This is a genomic window from Alicyclobacillus sp. SO9, assembly GCF_016406125.1.
Lineage (GTDB): Bacteria > Bacillota > Bacilli > Alicyclobacillales > Alicyclobacillaceae > SO9.
Genome location: NZ_CP066339.1, coordinates 3394236 through 3412218, shown reverse-complemented (window position 1 = coordinate 3412218; position 17983 = coordinate 3394236). Strand labels below are relative to the sequence as shown.

Here is a 17983-nt window from a genome sequence, read left to right as displayed (position 1 = left end):
AAAAAGGAGTGCGAACAGAACTGCCAATCGCACTCCTTTTGCTTGTCCTGCGTTACTTCATGTCATTTCATGTCAAGCCCGCGGCGTTAACCGGAGGTTGCGGGCTTCTTCGGCGATCCCGATGCGCCCCCGGACGGAGTTCCCGGGTTGCTTCCGCCTCCGCCCCCTCCAGTCGTGCTGTTGCCGGGTGTGCCTCCTGCCCCGTTGCCGCCTTGTCCGCCGCTTCCAGGCAGATTGACCTGTAGCGGTGCTGAAGGCTTGGAGCGCAGGCGGTTCTGGATAGCAAACACTTCGTAGTAGACTGTCGGAGTTCCAGGTTGCACCGATGTGTCGATGAAAGTTGTGGACGTAATGGGTGAACTCGTGACCTTCGAATACGGTCCGTTGGCCGAAGTCGCCCGGTAGACGCTGTAGCTGTCTGCTCCTTTTACAGGACTCCACTGAATCTGAATTTGACCTTGCTGTACATTGCTTTGCAGATTCTGCGGGGCCGCCGGCGGATTCACAAGCTTGTTTGACGGTAACGGCTGCAGCACGGTTCCGCCTCTCGGGTCCGGCTTGGTCGGGATGTACAAATAACTTGTCTTGGTTGGCGTACTGCCAGGTTTGAACCAGGGTTTGATGAAAATACCGGTCTGCACCTGAGCTGGCGGTGTATTGGTAGTAGCCAGGTACTTTTTCCCTTTGTAGACCGTATATTCAACTTGCTGCACGACGTTGCCTGGTTTTGTCGGTTGCGTCCCCTTAATAAAAATCTCACTGTGGACAGCGTGAGGCAATTTTTTGCACACGGCACTTGGCAGTTTACCGGAATACTCGCAGACGTTTGCAGAAACAATGCCGCCAGGGTTCTGAATGGTCTTTGGATGCTCTTTTTTCACAAGCGGATCCATTAAGGCATTCCAGATGTAGAACTTGCGATTGTATACATTACCTGGAATCGGTCTGATATAGTCATAACCTGTCCACAAGGCTGTAGTATAGTCTTGGGTGAATCCAACGAACCAGCCGTCTCGTTGTTTGTTGGTTGTTCCGGTCTTGCCATAGACTGGTGTGCTGCCAAAGTGGTTACCCACCAACTTTGCAGTTCCATGAAGCACCACGTCCCGCATGATGGTGTCCAAAATATAAGCTGTTTGCGGTGAAAACACCTGTCTGACCGTTTGCTTGTTCTTGTAGACGGTGTGCCCTGAACTGTCCGTTATCTTGGCAATCATATACCTCTGTTTCCACACGCCCTGGTTGGTAAAGACCGTGTAGGCACTGGCCATTTGCTGCGTTGTGAGGCCGTATGTTAGTCCGCCAATAGCAGACGGCAAGACCTGGTCATTGTACTTGCTGTTGTCTGCCTTTGAGATGAAAGTTGGATTGCCGTCAACGGTTTTTGATTTACCATCTATACCCATTTTAGCTAAGTACTTGTCTCCGTTTGCCACCCCTACTTTAGTGAGGACTTTGATGGCAGGAACATTGTAAGACTGAACAAGGGCAGTACGCGCTGACACAATGCCGTGCCAAAAACTTTCAGCGTCGTGAACCTGAGTGTAAGGGGGATTGGGATAGCGGTACGGCGCGTCATTAATGGGACTTGCAGCGGTTAAGATGTGCATGTCGATGGCGGGGCCGTAATCCAGTAATGGCTTAATAGATGAACCGGGTCTCCTCGCTATGTCAGAGTGATCGACATCATCTGTAAGTTTCTTACTCTCGTGAGGATTGCCCCCTCCGATGGCGAGGATGGCACCCGTCTTATTATCAATCACTGTGGCACCCGTCTGATATTGGTTAGGAATCTTGATGGTCTTCCCTTTACTGTTTTTGAAGGTATAGTATCTAAGAGTGCCTGTGTACCACTTTGACTCGCTAAGCACTTTCTTGACGTGGTCTTGGATACTTTTATCAATGGTCGTGTAAATGCGATAACCGCCTGTTGCCAAGGCATTTTTTGTATCGGTAAGACCTTGCTTCGTATTCGGATAACCGAGGTCTTTGGCTGCAAGGTACGGAATTTCGTCCTGCATCAAATACTGATACTGCTGGTTTACAGGCGCTTGCGGCAAATGAATGTCTTTCTTCAAGTTAAAGCTCAGCGCACTGTCGTACTGGCTTTTTGTAATCAGATTGTGTGTCAGCATTTGATTTAGAATATACTTCTGACGCTGCTTCACATGTGTCAGGTCGATTTGCCATCCCTTACTGTTTGTATAAATATATGGGGAAAAATAGGATGCGTTGTTAGGGATGGCTGCAATAATCGTAGCTTCCGGCAGATTCAGGTTCTTGACGTCTTTGTGAAACAGAATTTGAGATGCTGCCTGTACACCGTAAACTGGGTTCGGACCGAGTTGTCCCATATACACCCAGTTCATATAGTCAGTCATAATCTCTTTTTTTGTCAGAATGTTGTTGAGCTTCAGGGCAAGTGCAATTTCCTGCACCTTTCTCTTGATGGTGCGCTGTTGCTTTGGAAATACGGCCAGTTTAACAGCCTGTTGTGTAATGGTACTGGCTCCGCTTTTAATATGGTGCGTCGTGATGTCTTGGAAAAAAGCTCTTGCCATTGCCTGTGGATTAATACCCTTATTTGTCCAAAAAGTGCGGTCTTCTGCGGCAATGAAGGCATTCACGAGATGCGGCGACACCTGAGTTAAATTTTTCAGCGGAGCTCGATTTCCGTCTTTTGCGAATTTACCGATTACTTGGCCGCTGCTATCATACACAATCGACGGCTGACTGAGATTCCCAAAGGTCTTGGCAGAAATCTTAGGTAATCCTTTGAGGAGTGCTGCCGCATATCCGGTACCGGCGCCAAGGCCAAGAACCATTCCTCCACCGATAATAATGACAGCAGTCTTTACACCGAACCACAGCCATCTCCAGCGACTTCGTTCGCGTTTGGCAGCTTTTGCACGCTGCTTTTTTTGCTTACCCGAACTTTTGTCTTGAGACGGTTGCTTCGGGTTTTTCTCCATATTTCTTCCTCCTCCCAATAGCCTGATTATAGTAGTTGTATAAATACGGGTCAAAGTTAAGATTATATAGGAGAAATAGAGTCAATAGGATGAGTCTTCCAGTGACCGTTTGACAACACGTTGTCCTAATTGCTACAATATCGCAAATTTGTGTGTTAAATATACACCGTATAGCCAAAGAGCAAGGTTTTAGACAGGAGAGTACCTGTTCAGAGAGCCGGTGGTGGTGCAAACCGGTCAGGTCTGCTGTTGAAAGTACGCCTTGGGAGGTGTGGCGGCATCAGTCGTCACCGGTAGCTCCGTTATCAGCTGTAAAAGCGGTCAAATGATTCTGAACCAGTGTTGCAGGTCCCGGTCCCATGGGTGCATTGTGAAAAGTGGCCTTTGCAAAAACGGGTTTGAGAGGCTGGCAGAAGACTTTGGCAAATTGGGTGGTACCGCGAGATAATGCCTCGTCCCTCTGTAGGGATGGGGTTTTTTTAACGAGCAAACGCGCGTCTCAAACGCGCATCTCGCATCTAAGGTGACGTATGAAACCGGAGGTAGAGGGATGGAACAGAAAACTGTACACGTTGACCCAGAGACCGTGAAGGCACAAGTTGTGCGACAACTTGAAACGATTCGCAGGGGAACAGCTGAGATTGTTCCTGAAACAGATTTGGAACAAAAGCTCACCAAGTCAGTGACGACAGGACAGCCGCTTCGCATCAAATTGGGCCTCGACCCAACGGCTCCCGACATCCACCTAGGGCACACGGTGGTTTTGCACAAGATTCGCCAAATGCAGGAGTTGGGCCACGTAGCGCATATTGTAATTGGGGATTTTACAGGGAGGATTGGCGATCCGACCGATAAGGCGGAGACGAGAAAGCAGTTGACTGCAGAGCAAGTAAAGACCAATGCAGAGACCTACGTAAAGCAGATTTTTAAGGTCCTGCTTCCTGAGCAGACGAAAGTTGTGTTTAATTCAGAGTGGCTTGCACCGCTGAACTTTGAAGATGTCATTAAACTGGCTTCGACTCTTACTGTAGCACGGATGCTCGAACGCGAAGACTTCACGAAACGGTTTCGTGAGAACAGACCGATTCACATTCACGAGTTTTTCTATCCATTAATGCAGGCCTATGACTCTGTGGCATTGAAGAGCGACATCGAACTGGGGGGAACGGATCAGAAATTCAATTTGCTCATGGGACGGACACTTCAGCGCGAGTACGGTCAAGACCAACAGGTGACAATTATGATGCCCCTGCTGGAAGGTCTGGACGGTGTCCAGAAGATGTCCAAGAGCCTTGGCAATTATATCGGTGTCGATGAAGACCCTCATTCCATGTTTGGGAAGGTTATGTCGATGCCGGATGAACTTATGGTGAAATACTTCGAATTGGTTTCCGACATTGCTTTGCCGGACCTGGAAGTCATCAAGACCGGACTGGATGCGGGTACAATTCATCCCAGAGACTTGAAAATGCAACTAGCTCAGGAATTGGTCACTCGCTTTCATAACGCGTCTGCTGCAACGGAAGCGGTTGAGCGCTGGCAGACTGTGTTTCAGCAAGGCGCTGTGCCTGATGATATGCCGGAACTTTCCGTTGCAGAAGGGCCGCAGTGGATTGTAGGTGTACTGGTTGATGCCAAACTTGTGCCAAGTCGAAGCGAGGCCAGACGCATGGTGGTGCAGGGGGCAGTGAAAATGAATGGAGAGAAAGTGACAGACCCCAATGCTGAACTTGAGTTTCCCATAGATGCAGTGCTTCAGGTCGGTAAACGAAAATTTGTCCGAATCAAAAGATAGAGACAAAAGCAGTACAAAGTATGCAAACAGATGCCTCCCGACGCGTATACATGTTCGGGGGGCTTGTTTATGGTACAGCGAGGTTTTCAGGCGCGTCCCGGGCGCAAACGAAATCGGTCGGACACTGCCGTCGCACCGAGAAAACGCGGTATGTGGCGCTGGATTGGCATCTTCCTTATGACATTGGCTCTCGCGGCGGCCTGGATGTGGATTATGGAAGTTCGGTTGTCACCGGTTGTCAAGGAAGCGGCCGACGGTACGGCCCGTGACGTCGGTACAATGGTCTTAAGCGAGTCCGTCGAACAGCAATTGCCAACCATGCCGGATGCCCGTGAGTTGATTGACTCCGGCAGGGCACAGGGAAATGTCCGTGTCTCCCAACTTGACTTTACAGAGCTGATGGATTTTCAACACAGGGTCGAGGATAATGCCAATGCACGCTTGAAAAACCTTGCCCGGCAGACAGTGAAGGTACCGCTGGCGCAGTTGCTGGGTGCCTCCTGGCTGTCCCCTTTTACTGCAGAAGTTCCTGTCCGCCTCTCTCTCTCGGGCCGGGTACATTCTACCTTGGACGTTGTGACCCGACCTGTTCCTCCGGACGCAGCGACTCACGTGGTTTATTTAAAATTGACGGCCCGGGTGCAGGTTCAACAACCCTTTCAAGGAAAACCCGTAACCATTCATCTGACCGCGCCAGTCACTTACTTCACAATGTCTTCGTCACACTGACACTGTTCACCGTGCGCCCATTTCTCGCAACCCGATAGGCACTTTTTTCATAGGCGCATATACTGTTTCAGATGCGTCTGAAAAGGATGCTGCCGAGTTGGATGAATAGGAGGTCGGCGCATGAAGAAGTACATTGTAAAAGACGGCGACACCATGTGGTCAATCAGCAAAAAGACAGGAATTCGCCTCAATCTGCTGGTTGCGGCGAATCCTCAAATACGGGATCCGAATCAACTACAGCCTGGGTCAGTCATTATGATTCCGGAGCTGACAAAATCGAATGCAAGCAACAATCCGGTACAACCGGAATCGGTACAAAAAATGCCCGTACCGAAGGCTGGTCAAAGTCACCACCATGTTCAGAAAGGAACCGGACAGGCAGATTCACCTGTTCCTCCGTATTTTGGGTTTGTGTGGCCCCATGTGGTAAAAGCGGGTGAAACGTGGACAGAGATTGCAGACAAATACGGTATTTCATCAAGTCAGTTACAGCACTTGAACCCCAAGGAAAGTCCCGGCACTCTGGATGACGGCGACATTGTGTATGTGCCGGCGTTTGGATTTGATGAAGCGGGATCGCATCCGGCAATACCCTATCCCGGCATGCATCCACAGGAGCACCAAGGCGGTACGGGTGCGCCTGGTCACGCGCACGGTTACCCTGCACCCAGTCCGTGGCCCTATGGTGCAACTGTGGAACAAGGAGTCACAGGTTATCCATCGCCTTACGCATATCCTGGTGCTCAGTATCCCGGCGTGTATCCGCCTCAAACAGCAGACGGCTATCCAGGTATGCCGCAGCCTTCCGAATATGGTATGGAACCTGGGTCTTACGGACCGCACACACATATGCCGCCGCGAGGTGATGAGTATTGGTGGAGAACACCGCAGCAACCGGGCGCTGAGTATCCGTATTATGGATACCATTTCTACAACCCGTACCTCGACGGCAATGCTCAACCCGGCTACGGATTCGGCTACACAGCCGAACCGGGGTACCGCGGTTACGCTTCAGGCACAGATGCATACCACCCTTATGGAGACGGCGAGAGCTTTCCGGAATGGGGAATGACTGACTTCACCGACGTGGAAGTTAAAAACTATGACCTTTCGTCGACAAAGAAGTCTCATCCCCAGTCTGACAATGACTGAAACAGAGTCCCTGCTCCGGTTGCTAGAAAGCCATTACGGATTAACTGCAGTCAAGGTCATTCCGATGAAGACCGTCAGCGGAATCGTCTGTGACGACGACAGCCGCTGGATATGGAAGGAAGCAAGGGCCAGAGATACAGAGCAGAGATTTCATGCGATGAACAAAATTCAGGCACTGCTTGGAGAGAGCGGCATTTCCTGTGCCGCTCCTGTCTCCAACGGGACAGGACTCTATCTGTCCACCATTGAAAACGGGGAGAAAAAAGGTTACTTACAGCCTTGGTTGGCAGGACACCACGTTCAATTGGAAAACCGGCAGGAGCGTCTTGCCGCCTTTGCCACCGTTGGAGTAATGCATCAACTGGGACAATATGTGAGTTCAGACATCCGGTCTGTGCTCGCCACGGCAAGTTTGGAAAGTCGTCTGGTGAGAAAATACAGGGCCATGACCGAAGCATGGAACGTCGCAATTCACAAGCTGCCGGAACTGCGAGCGATGGAAATCCATGTGTTTCGCAGTATGAGCCGCGTCTTGGAAGGACTCTCACGGCAACCCCTTACAGGGAAGTCAACCTTTTGTCATCGTGACTTAGCGCCTCATAATCTGCTGTTCAGCGGCGACGGACAGCCGCACATTTCCCTGATTGATTTGGACCAAGCCGGGTATGATCTGCCTTTTTTAGACCTCTTGCAGCTGTGCAATCACTCGCTTCATTTTAGTGATTTGCGACCTGGTGACTTTCGCGAAAGCCTTGCTGTCTACAACCGGAATGCTCCAATGGGTCCAGAGCAGAGGGTATGGATGAGTGAACTGTTGTGGTTCCCTGACTTGCTGATTCGAACTACTGTAGAATGGGTGGCGTATGGGTGTCCTGAACAAGGGCGAGACAGAGTTTGGACGGCAGCAACGAAAGAGAGGCTGCGGCTAAGGCTGCTGGCCGAAGAGAATGTTGTCTCCGGTTAGGATACTTGCCCCAGTGACAGAGCAAATTTATACTGAATGGGATTCGTTCGACGAAATCATGTTGTATTGCTGTTTGTGGCTGCTTTGAGGCAGCAGCCATCGGGTGCAACTGGTAATGGATGCATACAGAGGAGTGGACGGACTTTGAAACAGAAACGCAGGCTTGCGCTTGCCCAGATTAAACCCAAACTGGGTGACGTTGAAGCAAACTTGAATCAACACATGCAGTACATTTTAGAAGCACGAAAACAGAACGCGGATGTAGTGTTTTTTCCTGAGTTGGGTTTAACCGGGTATCATGTGCAAGACCTGGTTCTTGACGTAGCCCGCTCTCTTTCGCATCCTGATATTTCCGCGTTGGTTGCCGAGAGCCAAGACATTGACATAGCATTCAGTTTTGTGGAAGAGACGCCGTCTCATTCCTTTTACATAAGTGCGGTGTATGCCTCTAAAGGAGAAATCAAATCAATTCACCGCAAGGTTTACTTAGCTACCTATACCTTGTTTGATGAATCCAGGTACTTCGCCAAAGGAAGCGAATTTAATACGTTTTCGGGACAAGCAGGGTCAGGAGGAATTCTGATATGTGAGGATGCATGGCATGTGACCAGTCCCTATTTGCTGTCTCTCGGCGGCGCTCAACTCCTGGTGCTGATGGCTTCGAGTCCGTCGCGGAGTGCATCGGACTCGGAGAGTTTCGGGTCACATCTGTTTTGGAAACGGCTGCTCGAGGTCTACGCGCAGATGTTTGGTGTCCATATTGCATTTGTGAATCGAACGGGCTTCGAAGATGGACTAAACTTCTTCGGCGGTTCTGCCGTAGTTGGCCCGGACGGCGTTCTCATTACTGAAGCCCCCGTATTGGAAGAAAGCCTGGTGTTTGCCGACATCGACTTGGATGATGTGCGTCGGGCAAGGTATACGGTGCCTTTGTTGCGAGACGAGCGGCCGGACTTGGTTCAAAAGGAGCTTCGACGGCTGCAAACGATAGAGAAGGGTGAGTTTTGGAGATGAAACAGGAATTCGCGAAACAGCTGAAGGTCAATCCCGAACTCACAACGAGGGTTCTAACCGCGTTTATCAGAGATGAAGTGGAGAAGGCAGGTTTTCGAAAAGTGATTCTTGGCCTGTCGGGTGGGATTGATTCGGCTTTAGTTGCGTATTTGGCGGTGAGAGCTCTGGGCAAGGACAATGTCCACGCTGTGCTGCTGCCGTACAAAACCAGTTCGCCGTCAAGTCTGGCGGATGCACAAGCGGTCGTCGACGATCTCGCTGTCCATCATCTGGTGGTCCCCATCACGACGCCCGTTGACGCATACTTTGAGACACTGGACAGGCTTCTGGGGGAAGAAGCGGTTCCGCTGCGCAGAGGGAACCGCATGGCGCGTGAGCGCATGAGCACATTGTTTGATTTATCCGCCTATTACGGGGCGCTTGTGCTTGGGACAAGCAACAAAACGGAATTGCTTCTTGGTTACGGAACACAGTTCGGAGATATGGCCAGCGCCTTAAATCCGATTGGAGACTTATACAAGCATCAGGTTCGCCAGATTTCTGAGTTCGTGGGTGTTCCAGACAGCATTTTAAAGAAGGCTCCTTCTGCTGATTTGTGGGAGAGTCAGACCGACGAAGGAGAGCTTGGGTTTGGGTACGATGAAGCAGACGAAATTCTCGTTCAATTGGTGGACCTAAGAAAAGATGCCAGGAAGCTTGTCGATGAAGGCTACGACGCTGCTCTTGTGGAACTCTTGACCACGCGCATCAGACGGAACCAATATAAGCGTCAACCTCCTGTCATTGCAAAGGTTTCAACGCGTACGGTCGGAATTGATTTCCGCTATCTTCGAGACTGGGGTCTCTAGGACGTCTTAGGTCTGAACCGTCTGTCTTGAGATGGGTCTGTGTACATGTAATGCAAAACAAAAGTATGGTAGCATACGGTAGTACTCTGTGAGAGGAGGATGACTTTTGTCAGGGCATTCAAAGTGGCATAATATCCAGCGTCGTAAAGGTAAGCAAGATGCAGAACGCGGTCAACTGTTTACAAAGCTATCCCGCGACATCTACCTCGCAGCGAAAGAAGGCGGAGGTAATCCTGACACAAACTTCCGGCTAAAAACGGCAATTGAAAAGGCCAAACAAAGCAACGTACCTGCTGATAACATCGCCCGAACGATTGCTAAGGCCACAGGCACCCTGGAAGGCGTCACGTACGAAGAAGTGATGTATGAAGGGTACGGTCCAAATGGTGTGGCCGTCATGATGGATATTGTCACCGACAATCGCAATCGAAGTGCAGCCGATATTCGACACATCTTTTCGAAACGCGGAGGCAATCTAGGTGAATCGGGATGTGTTGCGTGGATGTTCGATAAAATCGGCATGATTACTCTTGCTAAAGAAGACGTCGCTTTGGACACCGACGACATGATGATGCAGGCATTAGAAGCGGGAGCTGCGGATATGCGCGAAACGGATGAAGAATTTATCCTTGTGACTGAACCTGACGAATTCGCGCAGGTACGCGATGAAATTGAGCAGCAGGGCCTGAGGATTCAGGATTCAGAATTGACATACGAGCCCAAAACGACGGTCGCTTTAGCTGCAGATGATGCTGACGTAGTACTTGATTTGATTGATGCATTAGAGGAACACGACGATGTCCAGAACGTATACGCGAATCTGGAGGTTGCCGAGTCATAGGCCAATGTGGCTTGTAACTTCTCCATATCCTGAATAATGTTTCCGCCGCGTGTCATACTATGGCTAGATTAACTCGGAAACGAGGTGTATGAACATGGCGGACGGACTAGGGAAAGTTGGCGGCAGCACTCTTGAATACGCAGAGAAGTTTCGCATGCAACTGTGCAAGCGAATGCCGACATGCTTGCGCCTATGGATTGCAGCTATCACGGCTGCAGCTGGTTTTGTCGCTCTTTCGGTAACAAGCTATGCAGATACCCCTGCAGTGACTGATTTTGGGATGCAGAGTTCCTCGCTGCAATACGTGTGGCAGCAGGACGAGGCGCCGTCCGGATATGCCATGTTTTTGACCTTATATCATGATGGTCGCCGCCAGGTCGAAGTTCGGCCGATTGGTAATGATGCTGTAGTGAGTTTCAAAACCGATCACGCTGCATGGGAACTCAGTCCGGAACTGATGTGGTTTGTGAACATGCCTGTGTATATTCGCGAAGTGCCCGAGGCGAATGATGCAAGGGCGCTTTAAGTGACTGAAGCTATTGTTGGCGGTGCAGTGATTGAATTGATTTAGGATTGTCAAACAGGAATTTGGCCTCCTGTCCACGAATAAGAGGGCAGGAGGTTTCTTATGGACAGAGTGATTTTGGGAATTGATCCGGGTATCGCACGCATGGGCTACGGAGTGGTCAAGCTTCAGGGAAATCAGGTTCGCCCGGTGACCTACGGTTGCATTGAAACCCCTGCTCATACACCTGTGCCGTCCCGGTTACAAAGTATATATCATGAATTGCAGGACATTATAGCTACCTATCAGCCGAGTGTTATGGTTGTGGAAGAGTTGTTTTTTAATCGGAACACAACGACCGCATTTACTGTCGGACAGGCGCGCGGGGTAGCACTGTTGGCAGGTGTTGAATCCGGTCTGGAAACACAGGAGTACACACCCATCCAGGTAAAGCAGGCTGTCGTAGGTTACGGTCGAGCAGATAAGAAACAAATTCAGGAGATGGTTCGGATGCTTCTGGGTTTGACGTCTATTCCAAAGCCAGATGATGCCGCAGACGCATTGGCTATTGCCATCACTTATGCACATGCGGCTCCAATGCTTGATAAAACCAACTCAATACGAGGAAGGTAGAGCTGTGATAATTTTTGTTCGCGGGCTGATAGCTGAGACATCGGCGGGATGTGTCGATGTAGATGTTCAAGGCGTGGGTTACCGTGTTTGGGTACCGGACAGAACTGCTGTAGAGATGCAGCGGGGTACCGAGACGATGCTGTATACGTACCACTACATCCGTGAGGATTCACAAGAACTATACGGTTTTCTGACTGACAGCGAGCGTGCATGGTTTACGCTTCTTATCGGAGTTTCAGGTATTGGTCCGAAAGTTGCGTTGCAAATTATCTCTTCAGCAGATTATCAGCGGTTTGTGTCGTCCGTGCAAATGGAGGATAGTGCCTACCTGTGTCAGTTGCCTGGCATCGGTAAAAAGACAGCACAGCGATTGATTCTGGATTTGAAGGACAAAATGTCCAATCTCTATGTCGCATCTGATGGTCCGCTGACGTCACAGCGTGCTGCTGCAGCAGACACGGAGTATCCAGAGTCGTTGCGCAGCGATGTTGTTGAGGCTCTTAAATCTCTCGGATATAATGAGAGACAGGCTGTAACAGCCGTTACCAGTGTATTGTCGCACAATGAAGACTGGACCTTGGAAACAGCTTTAACCCGGTGTTTACAGCAGATGGGCAGTTGAACTGCGGCAGGTTGGAGTGAACTGAACGACTGAACAGGGCGGAAAACGTAGACGTCCTTTGGATTTCCTTAAATGGTAAAAGCAGAAATAGACTTTCTTCGTTTATTTGATATGATACACGAAAGGAGCGCCGGGGCCATGTCCGAGCGCATTGTCTCAGCTGAATTTAATCAGGAAGATGCAGCGCTGGAATCATTGCGTCCGCGTTTCCTCGACGATTATATTGGACAAACAGGTGTGAAGGAAAACCTGAAAGTGTTTATACAGGCTGCACGCGAGCGGGAAGAGGCTCTCGATCACGTTTTGCTTCACGGTCCGCCGGGCTTAGGAAAGACATCCCTGGCGATGATCATCGCGAATGAGCTGGGTGTGAATATTCGCCATACATCCGGACCAGCCATTGAACGGCCCGGAGACTTGGCTGCACTGTTGACCAATCTGCAGCCTGGTGATGTGTTATTTATCGACGAGATCCACCGTTTGTCAAAGGCTGTGGAAGAAGTTTTGTACCCGGCCATGGAAGATTTCTCGTTGGACATTATGATTGGAAAGGGGCCGACAGCTCGTTCTGTGCGCCTTGACCTGTCAGCCTTTACACTCATTGGGGCAACAACAAGAGCCGGGTTGCTATCAGCTCCCTTACGGGACAGGTTCGGTGTAATCTCCCACCTGGATTACTACAAAACCAATGAGTTGTCGCATATTATCACGCGTACGGGCCGAATTCTACGGATAACGTTGGATAATGATGCAGCGGTCGAGCTGGCGACAAGAAGTCGTGGTACACCTCGGGTTGCGAATCGGCTGTTGAAGCGAGTGCGGGACTTTGCCCAGGTGGAACAATCTAGTGCAATTACCTTGCAAATTGCTAAGGCTGCGTTAAAACGATTAAAAGTGGACGAACTTGGTCTCGACGAACTGGACTACAAGATTCTACATTCAATAATAGAGAAATTTCGGGGTGGTCCGGTAGGCCTTGATACACTGTCGGCAACGGTCGGGGAAGAATCCGACACAATTGAGGACGTATATGAACCGTACCTTCTGCAAATGGGATTTATTCAAAGAACCCCTCGCGGACGTGTGGTGACGGTGCGTGCCTATGAGCACCTTGATATTCCATTGACTCAAAATAACGCTTTAAATTTGTTTCAAAGTGAATAAGGCTGATAATTGACAATCACTGAAAAAATTCCCGTTTTCACGAGTCTGCCACAGACTTTACCCCCACATATACCGTGAAACATGCGAACCTTTTAATGCGAGGTGGTAGTGAATGGGGGTATTCCCCTTCAGACGAAAAAGGTCAACCGACCTCGCCGACCTCAAGGAGTTACTCATGCAGTCGCAGGCGGGCGACCAACTGGCTAGAGAGAAGATTCTAACTCAGTATAGGCCTTTTGTACTGCGAGTAGCGTCCCAAGTTGCTGGTCGCTATATTGACATGCAACGGGATGATGAGTACAGCATTGCATTAATGGCGATGAACGAAGCCATAGACAATGTGGATATATCCAAGAGCAGCTTCCTTAATTTTTCGGAAACGGTAATTCGTCGGCGCCTAATTGACTATTTTCGTTCTCAAAAAAGTCAATCTCAAGGTATTCCCTGGACCGAATTTGACGTAACCGATGATGAGGACAACGTAGTCAATTACGCTGAGACAACGACGTCTCTGCAAGCGTATGAAGTAGAGGAAGAACGCGGGGCTCGCAAACTGGAAATCGATGATTTCTCCCAAATTCTCTCTCACTACGGACTGTCTTTCGGTGATTTGGTTGCGGCATCGCCAAAACATCAAGATGCGCGAGATACGGCCATGGGAATTGCGCAGCTCATTGCCAGTGACAATGAACTGCTCGAGTATGTAAAGAAAAAGAAGACTCTTCCAATGAAGCGTCTGGAACAACACGTGACAGTGTCGCGTAAGACTCTAGAGAGACAAAGGAAGTATATATTGGCAATTACTGTTTTACTAGACGGAGACTACCCCATGCTGAGAGAGTATATAAGGGGCTAGGGAGGTGTAGACATGCGGCAAAATGGGTTGTTAATGGAAGTCAAGGGGAAAAAGGCAGTTGTATTAGGCAAGGACGGACGGTTCTATAAGACTACGGCGCAAAGCGGTTGGCAAACGGGTCAGGAAATTACTTGGGACCCGAATCTGAAACGCAAGGCATATCGCGTTCCAATCTGGCAAAGGACGCTGGCCGCTGGTGCCGCCGCATGTCTGATTTTGGGCGGCGGTTTATGGTATGCAGTTCAACACTCAACCATAACTCGAGCTTACGCGTACGTGTCCGTGGATATCAATCCGAGCATTCTCTACACCCTGAATCACAGAGAGAAAGTCATTGCAGCAAGAGGACTGAATGCCGATGGGAGGACACTGTTGACCCATTTTCATCCTAAAGGAGAAGGACTTCAGAAGGTTCTCAGCCAGACGATACAGACTGCTGTATTAAACCAGATGCTCCCCAACAAGGACACGATTCTTGTGACCGCTGCACCCATCCAGGCCAATGAGGACATTTCCACACTGATGAGTATGGCGCGGGCGGATATGGAGCAAGCCGTTTCGATGAATCCGCAAGCAGCAAAACAACATCCAGGAGTCTATTCTCTTCCGGTTTCTGCTGCGGTGTCACAGGCAGCACAGAAGTTGAATATGTCTCCAGGAAAACTGATTGCATATCTAGCGGCTCACGAAGCAGGGCAGAATGTGGGTATGCAGCAGCTCCATGGTGAAGTTCTGAAAGAGATTTTAACCAATGCACAACTCCCAAATGTACTCAGCACTATTCAAGGTGATAATGTGCACCAAATTGAGGACTGGGTATCAAACGCAATGTCGGTCGCGGAGCATCCAGCGGTTCAAAAGCAAAGCAACCCCAACTCCTCAAACAACAGTGGAGAAAATGTGGTGACGCCAGCGAAGCCTAATCTACCTCAGTCCCCGCAAGGAAAATCGAAGGCACCCTCATCTCATATGACGAGTCCGTCTACTAAAGGACAGTCTAAGCTCGCGACTCAAGTCAATCAAAAAGGGTCAAGCGGTGGAAGTCAGCAGTCGGCAGCAAAGGGGAAGTCTGGGGGTAAGGGAGGCAACTCCTCTGGGCAAGGAAACGTCTTTTCTCTTGGTAAAAAACCGTCTCTGTCAGCTGCGGAGAAAGCGGCAAAGAATGCACAGAACCAGGATTTACAGGTTCTGAAGAACATTATCAACGAGTTTAATTCGATGAGAAATATCCCAAAACGGCCTAATTCATCTGATTCGAAAGCGAATGCCTTAACAAGCTCCAAAATGGACAGTCAAAATCGGCTTCCTGAACCGTCATCTGCAGGGAATAACAGCAGTACGAGTCCGGATTCACAGTCAGACAACGGCGCCCAGTCAAACACTCAAAGTCGCCAAGGGGATAACTGAGCACAGTGCCCAACTTTCAAGGCTGTCCACTGATATAAAGGGTTCGAATTCAATAACTTGTCCAATGAAAAGCAGTTAAACAAAAAGTTTAACTGCTTTTTTGGCATAGACAGTTCTCGTCAAGTATAATGAAATGCGCACAGAAGATTGGAAAGGATGGCGTTTTGTGCAGGTAGACCAATTTGACTACGAACTCCCCGAACGACTCATTGCACAATCTCCGCTGCAGCAGCGGGACAAGTCCCGTCTGATGGTGATTAATCCAGTGACTGGGGAGATACAGCACAGCATGTTTCATGATATTACTGCGTACTTGCATCAAGGGGACGTACTGGTATTAAATGACTCCCGAGTCATCCCGGCGCGCTTGTACGGTGTCAAAAAGGACACGGGAGCCAATGTGGAAGTGCTGTTAACTCATGCTGTCTCCGACACGGAATGGATTGCCTTGGCCAAGCCGGCCAAACGTCTAAAGGTTGGAACGGTGATTCAATTCTTTGCCAAGGGCGGCGTCGGAACTGGAGCTGACGAAGGTCATCAGACGCCTGCCATATCCGGTAGCGTTGCCTCGCGTATGAACGCACAGCCTCTGGACAGTGAAGCGGCCCGGCAGCAAGAGAATCGCCTGCTCGGAGAGGCTGCGGTTGTGGAGACTATGGAGGATGGCTTACGACGACTTAAATTTAGTCTTAGTACGAGTATGCATGCCTTTCTGGACGAAATTGGGACCATGCCATTGCCGCCGTATATCCACGAACCGCTTTCGGACAAGGACCGGTATCAGACTGTTTATGCGAATCCCAGCGGATCTGTCGCAGCACCCACTGCAGGACTTCACTTCACTGAAGAACTGCTTGAAAGGATAGGCGACGCTGGCGTCGAGATTCACCGTGTCACACTGCATGTGGGAATTGGCACTTTTCGCCCAGTGTCAGTCGATACTGTTGAGGAACACGTGATGCACAAGGAGTGGTACGAGGTTCCTGAGCAGACTGCTCGTGCGGTAAATCAGGCGCGGGCCGAAGGCAGACGTGTGATAGCAGTGGGGACTACCGCTTTGCGGACGTTGGAGAGTGCTGTTGACGACCATGGACGACTGAAGTCAGGTGCGGAAGAGACAGGGATATTCATCTATCCCGGATACCAATTTCAAATAGTCGACGCTCTAATTACGAATTTTCATCTGCCAAAGTCTACGCTTTTAATGCTGGTTTCAGCTTTGATGGGACGCGATGTCACGCTGCGGGCATACCGCGAAGCAGTAGAGGCCGAGTATCGTTTTTTCAGTTTTGGAGATGCAATGTTTATTACAGGTCGAGGAGCGTAAGAATGGCAGAGAGTGCAATTCGTTTTGAATTGAAAAAACGTGACTTGTATGCTCCACTCGCACGTCGTGGAGAACTTGTGACACCTCACGGTGTTATTCAGACTCCCGTGTTTATGCCTGTAGGGACACAGGCTAGCGTGAAGACCATGGCTCCATGGGAATTGGAGGAAATTGGTTCCAGAATTATTTTGGCCAACACCTACCATTTGCATTTGCGCCCTGGCGAAGACCTTGTTGGACAGGCCGGAGGATTGCACGGGTTTATGAATTGGAATGGCGCTGTGTTGACAGACAGCGGGGGCTTTCAGGTGTTCAGTTTGGCTGATCTGCGCAAAATTACGGATGAAGGTGTTGCATTCAGATCTCATATTGACGGCCGTAAGCTGCTGTTTACACCGGAATCGGTAATGTCGATTCAAAATGCCCTTGGTGCAGATATTATTATGGCATTCGATGAGTGTCCTCCGTACACCGCAGAGCGGAGTTATGTGGAGACTTCACTGAAGAGGACACTTGATTGGGCAGAGCGGTGCAAGGCAGCACATGTGCGCCCTGATGAACAAGGGTTGTTTGGCATTGTCCAGGGCGGAGCCTTTAAAGAACTGCGTAAGCAGTCCGCAGATGCTCTTGTTGAGCTTGACTTGCCGGGCTATGCAGTGGGTGGACTGAGTGTAGGGGAACCGAAGGACATCATGTATGAAGTCCTTGAATATACTACGCCGTGGCTGCCTGCGGACAAGCCCCGGTACCTGATGGGGGTTGGTTCTCCAGATGACTTGTTTGAAGGTGTCGAGCGCGGTATTGATATGTTTGACTGTGTGTTACCGACACGAATTGCACGCAACGGCACCGTAATGACGTCGTCTGGGAAATTGGTTATTCGAAATGCGGCATATGCAGAGGATTTTCGCCCACTGGACGAGAATTGTAACTGTCGAGTATGTCAACAGTTCTCTCGTGCCTACATTCGCCATTTAATCAAGGCAGATGAGGTTCTGGGGATTCGCTTGACCACTTACCACAATCTCTATTTTTTGATTCAGCTTATGGAAAACATCAGAACAGCCATCGAAGAGAACCGTTTTTTGCAGTATAAGAAGGAATTTTTCGCAAATTATGGATACGATGGTTCATTAACTGAGAGGGTGTGACTT

General features: G+C 49.8%; 16 protein-coding genes and 1 other annotated feature. Of the genes, 15 read left to right on the top strand and 1 reads right to left on the bottom strand.

Annotation, left to right across the window (positions count from 1 at the left end; all coding sequences use genetic code 11):
• Positions 1-86: 86 nt before the first annotated feature.
• Positions 87-2972, bottom strand: a complete 2886-nt coding sequence (locus GI364_RS16015; RefSeq protein ID WP_198850245.1) for a penicillin-binding protein 1A — start codon at positions 2970-2972, stop codon at positions 87-89.
• 168 nt (positions 2973-3140) lie between these two features.
• Positions 3141-3435: a binding site (T-box leader), on the top strand.
• Between the two features lie 87 nt (positions 3436-3522).
• Between GI364_RS16015 and tyrS the strand changes: the two genes are divergently transcribed.
• The 15 genes from tyrS to tgt all read left to right on the top strand — a co-directional run bounded on the left by tyrS (position 3523) and on the right by tgt (position 17980).
• A complete protein-coding gene (tyrS, locus tag GI364_RS16010; protein ID WP_198850244.1) occupies positions 3523-4767 on the top strand; it encodes a tyrosine--tRNA ligase in 1245 nt (414 codons plus the stop codon).
• Positions 4768-4836: 69 nt separating this feature from the next.
• Positions 4837-5496, top strand: coding sequence for a sporulation protein YunB (locus tag GI364_RS16005; RefSeq protein ID WP_198850243.1), 660 nt, complete (start codon positions 4837-4839; stop codon positions 5494-5496).
• A gap of 120 nt (positions 5497-5616) precedes the next feature.
• Positions 5617-6648 carry a LysM peptidoglycan-binding domain-containing protein gene (locus GI364_RS16000; protein ID WP_198850242.1) on the top strand — a complete coding sequence of 344 codons (1032 nt, stop codon included), beginning with the start codon at positions 5617-5619 and terminating at the stop codon, positions 6646-6648.
• Positions 6599-7612, top strand: coding sequence for a phosphotransferase (locus tag GI364_RS15995; protein WP_198850241.1), 1014 nt, complete (start codon positions 6599-6601; stop codon positions 7610-7612). The genes GI364_RS16000 and GI364_RS15995 overlap by 50 nt, the downstream gene beginning before the upstream one ends.
• Before the next feature lie 144 nt (positions 7613-7756).
• On the top strand, positions 7757-8626 hold the full coding sequence (locus GI364_RS15990) for a nitrilase-related carbon-nitrogen hydrolase (RefSeq protein ID WP_233095829.1): 870 nt from the start codon (positions 7757-7759) through the stop codon (positions 8624-8626).
• Positions 8623-9474, top strand: coding sequence for an NAD+ synthase (locus GI364_RS15985; protein WP_198854065.1), 852 nt, complete (start codon positions 8623-8625; stop codon positions 9472-9474). The genes GI364_RS15990 and GI364_RS15985 overlap by 4 nt, the downstream gene beginning before the upstream one ends.
• 106 nt (positions 9475-9580) lie before the next feature.
• A complete protein-coding gene (locus GI364_RS15980; RefSeq protein ID WP_198850239.1) occupies positions 9581-10315 on the top strand; it encodes a YebC/PmpR family DNA-binding transcriptional regulator in 735 nt (244 codons plus the stop codon).
• Positions 10316-10409: 94 nt separating this feature from the next.
• Positions 10410-10841 carry a hypothetical protein gene (locus GI364_RS15975; protein WP_198850238.1) on the top strand — a complete coding sequence of 144 codons (432 nt, stop codon included), beginning with the start codon at positions 10410-10412 and terminating at the stop codon, positions 10839-10841.
• A gap of 102 nt (positions 10842-10943) precedes the next feature.
• Positions 10944-11453, top strand: a complete 510-nt coding sequence (ruvC, locus tag GI364_RS15970) for a crossover junction endodeoxyribonuclease RuvC (protein WP_198850237.1) — start codon at positions 10944-10946, stop codon at positions 11451-11453.
• Positions 11454-11457: 4 nt separating this feature from the next.
• On the top strand, positions 11458-12075 hold the full coding sequence (gene ruvA / locus GI364_RS15965; protein ID WP_198850236.1) for a Holliday junction branch migration protein RuvA: 618 nt from the start codon (positions 11458-11460) through the stop codon (positions 12073-12075).
• Between the two features lie 138 nt (positions 12076-12213).
• Positions 12214-13239, top strand: a complete 1026-nt coding sequence (ruvB, locus tag GI364_RS15960) for a Holliday junction branch migration DNA helicase RuvB (RefSeq protein ID WP_198850235.1) — start codon at positions 12214-12216, stop codon at positions 13237-13239.
• A gap of 112 nt (positions 13240-13351) precedes the next feature.
• Entirely contained in the window at positions 13352-14095 is a 744-nt protein-coding gene (gene sigI, locus GI364_RS15955; protein ID WP_198850234.1) for an RNA polymerase sigma-I factor, read from the top strand.
• 12 nt (positions 14096-14107) lie between these two features.
• A complete protein-coding gene (locus GI364_RS15950; RefSeq protein ID WP_198850233.1) occupies positions 14108-15502 on the top strand; it encodes an anti-sigma factor domain-containing protein in 1395 nt (464 codons plus the stop codon).
• 166 nt (positions 15503-15668) lie between these two features.
• The gene (gene queA / locus GI364_RS15945; RefSeq protein ID WP_233095827.1) at positions 15669-16829 is read left to right on the top strand and encodes a tRNA preQ1(34) S-adenosylmethionine ribosyltransferase-isomerase QueA; all 1161 of its coding nucleotides are present in this window, start codon (positions 15669-15671) and stop codon (positions 16827-16829) included.
• 2 nt (positions 16830-16831) lie between these two features.
• Positions 16832-17980 carry a tRNA guanosine(34) transglycosylase Tgt gene (gene tgt / locus GI364_RS15940; protein ID WP_198850231.1) on the top strand — a complete coding sequence of 383 codons (1149 nt, stop codon included), beginning with the start codon at positions 16832-16834 and terminating at the stop codon, positions 17978-17980.
• Positions 17981-17983: the final 3 nt, after the last annotated feature.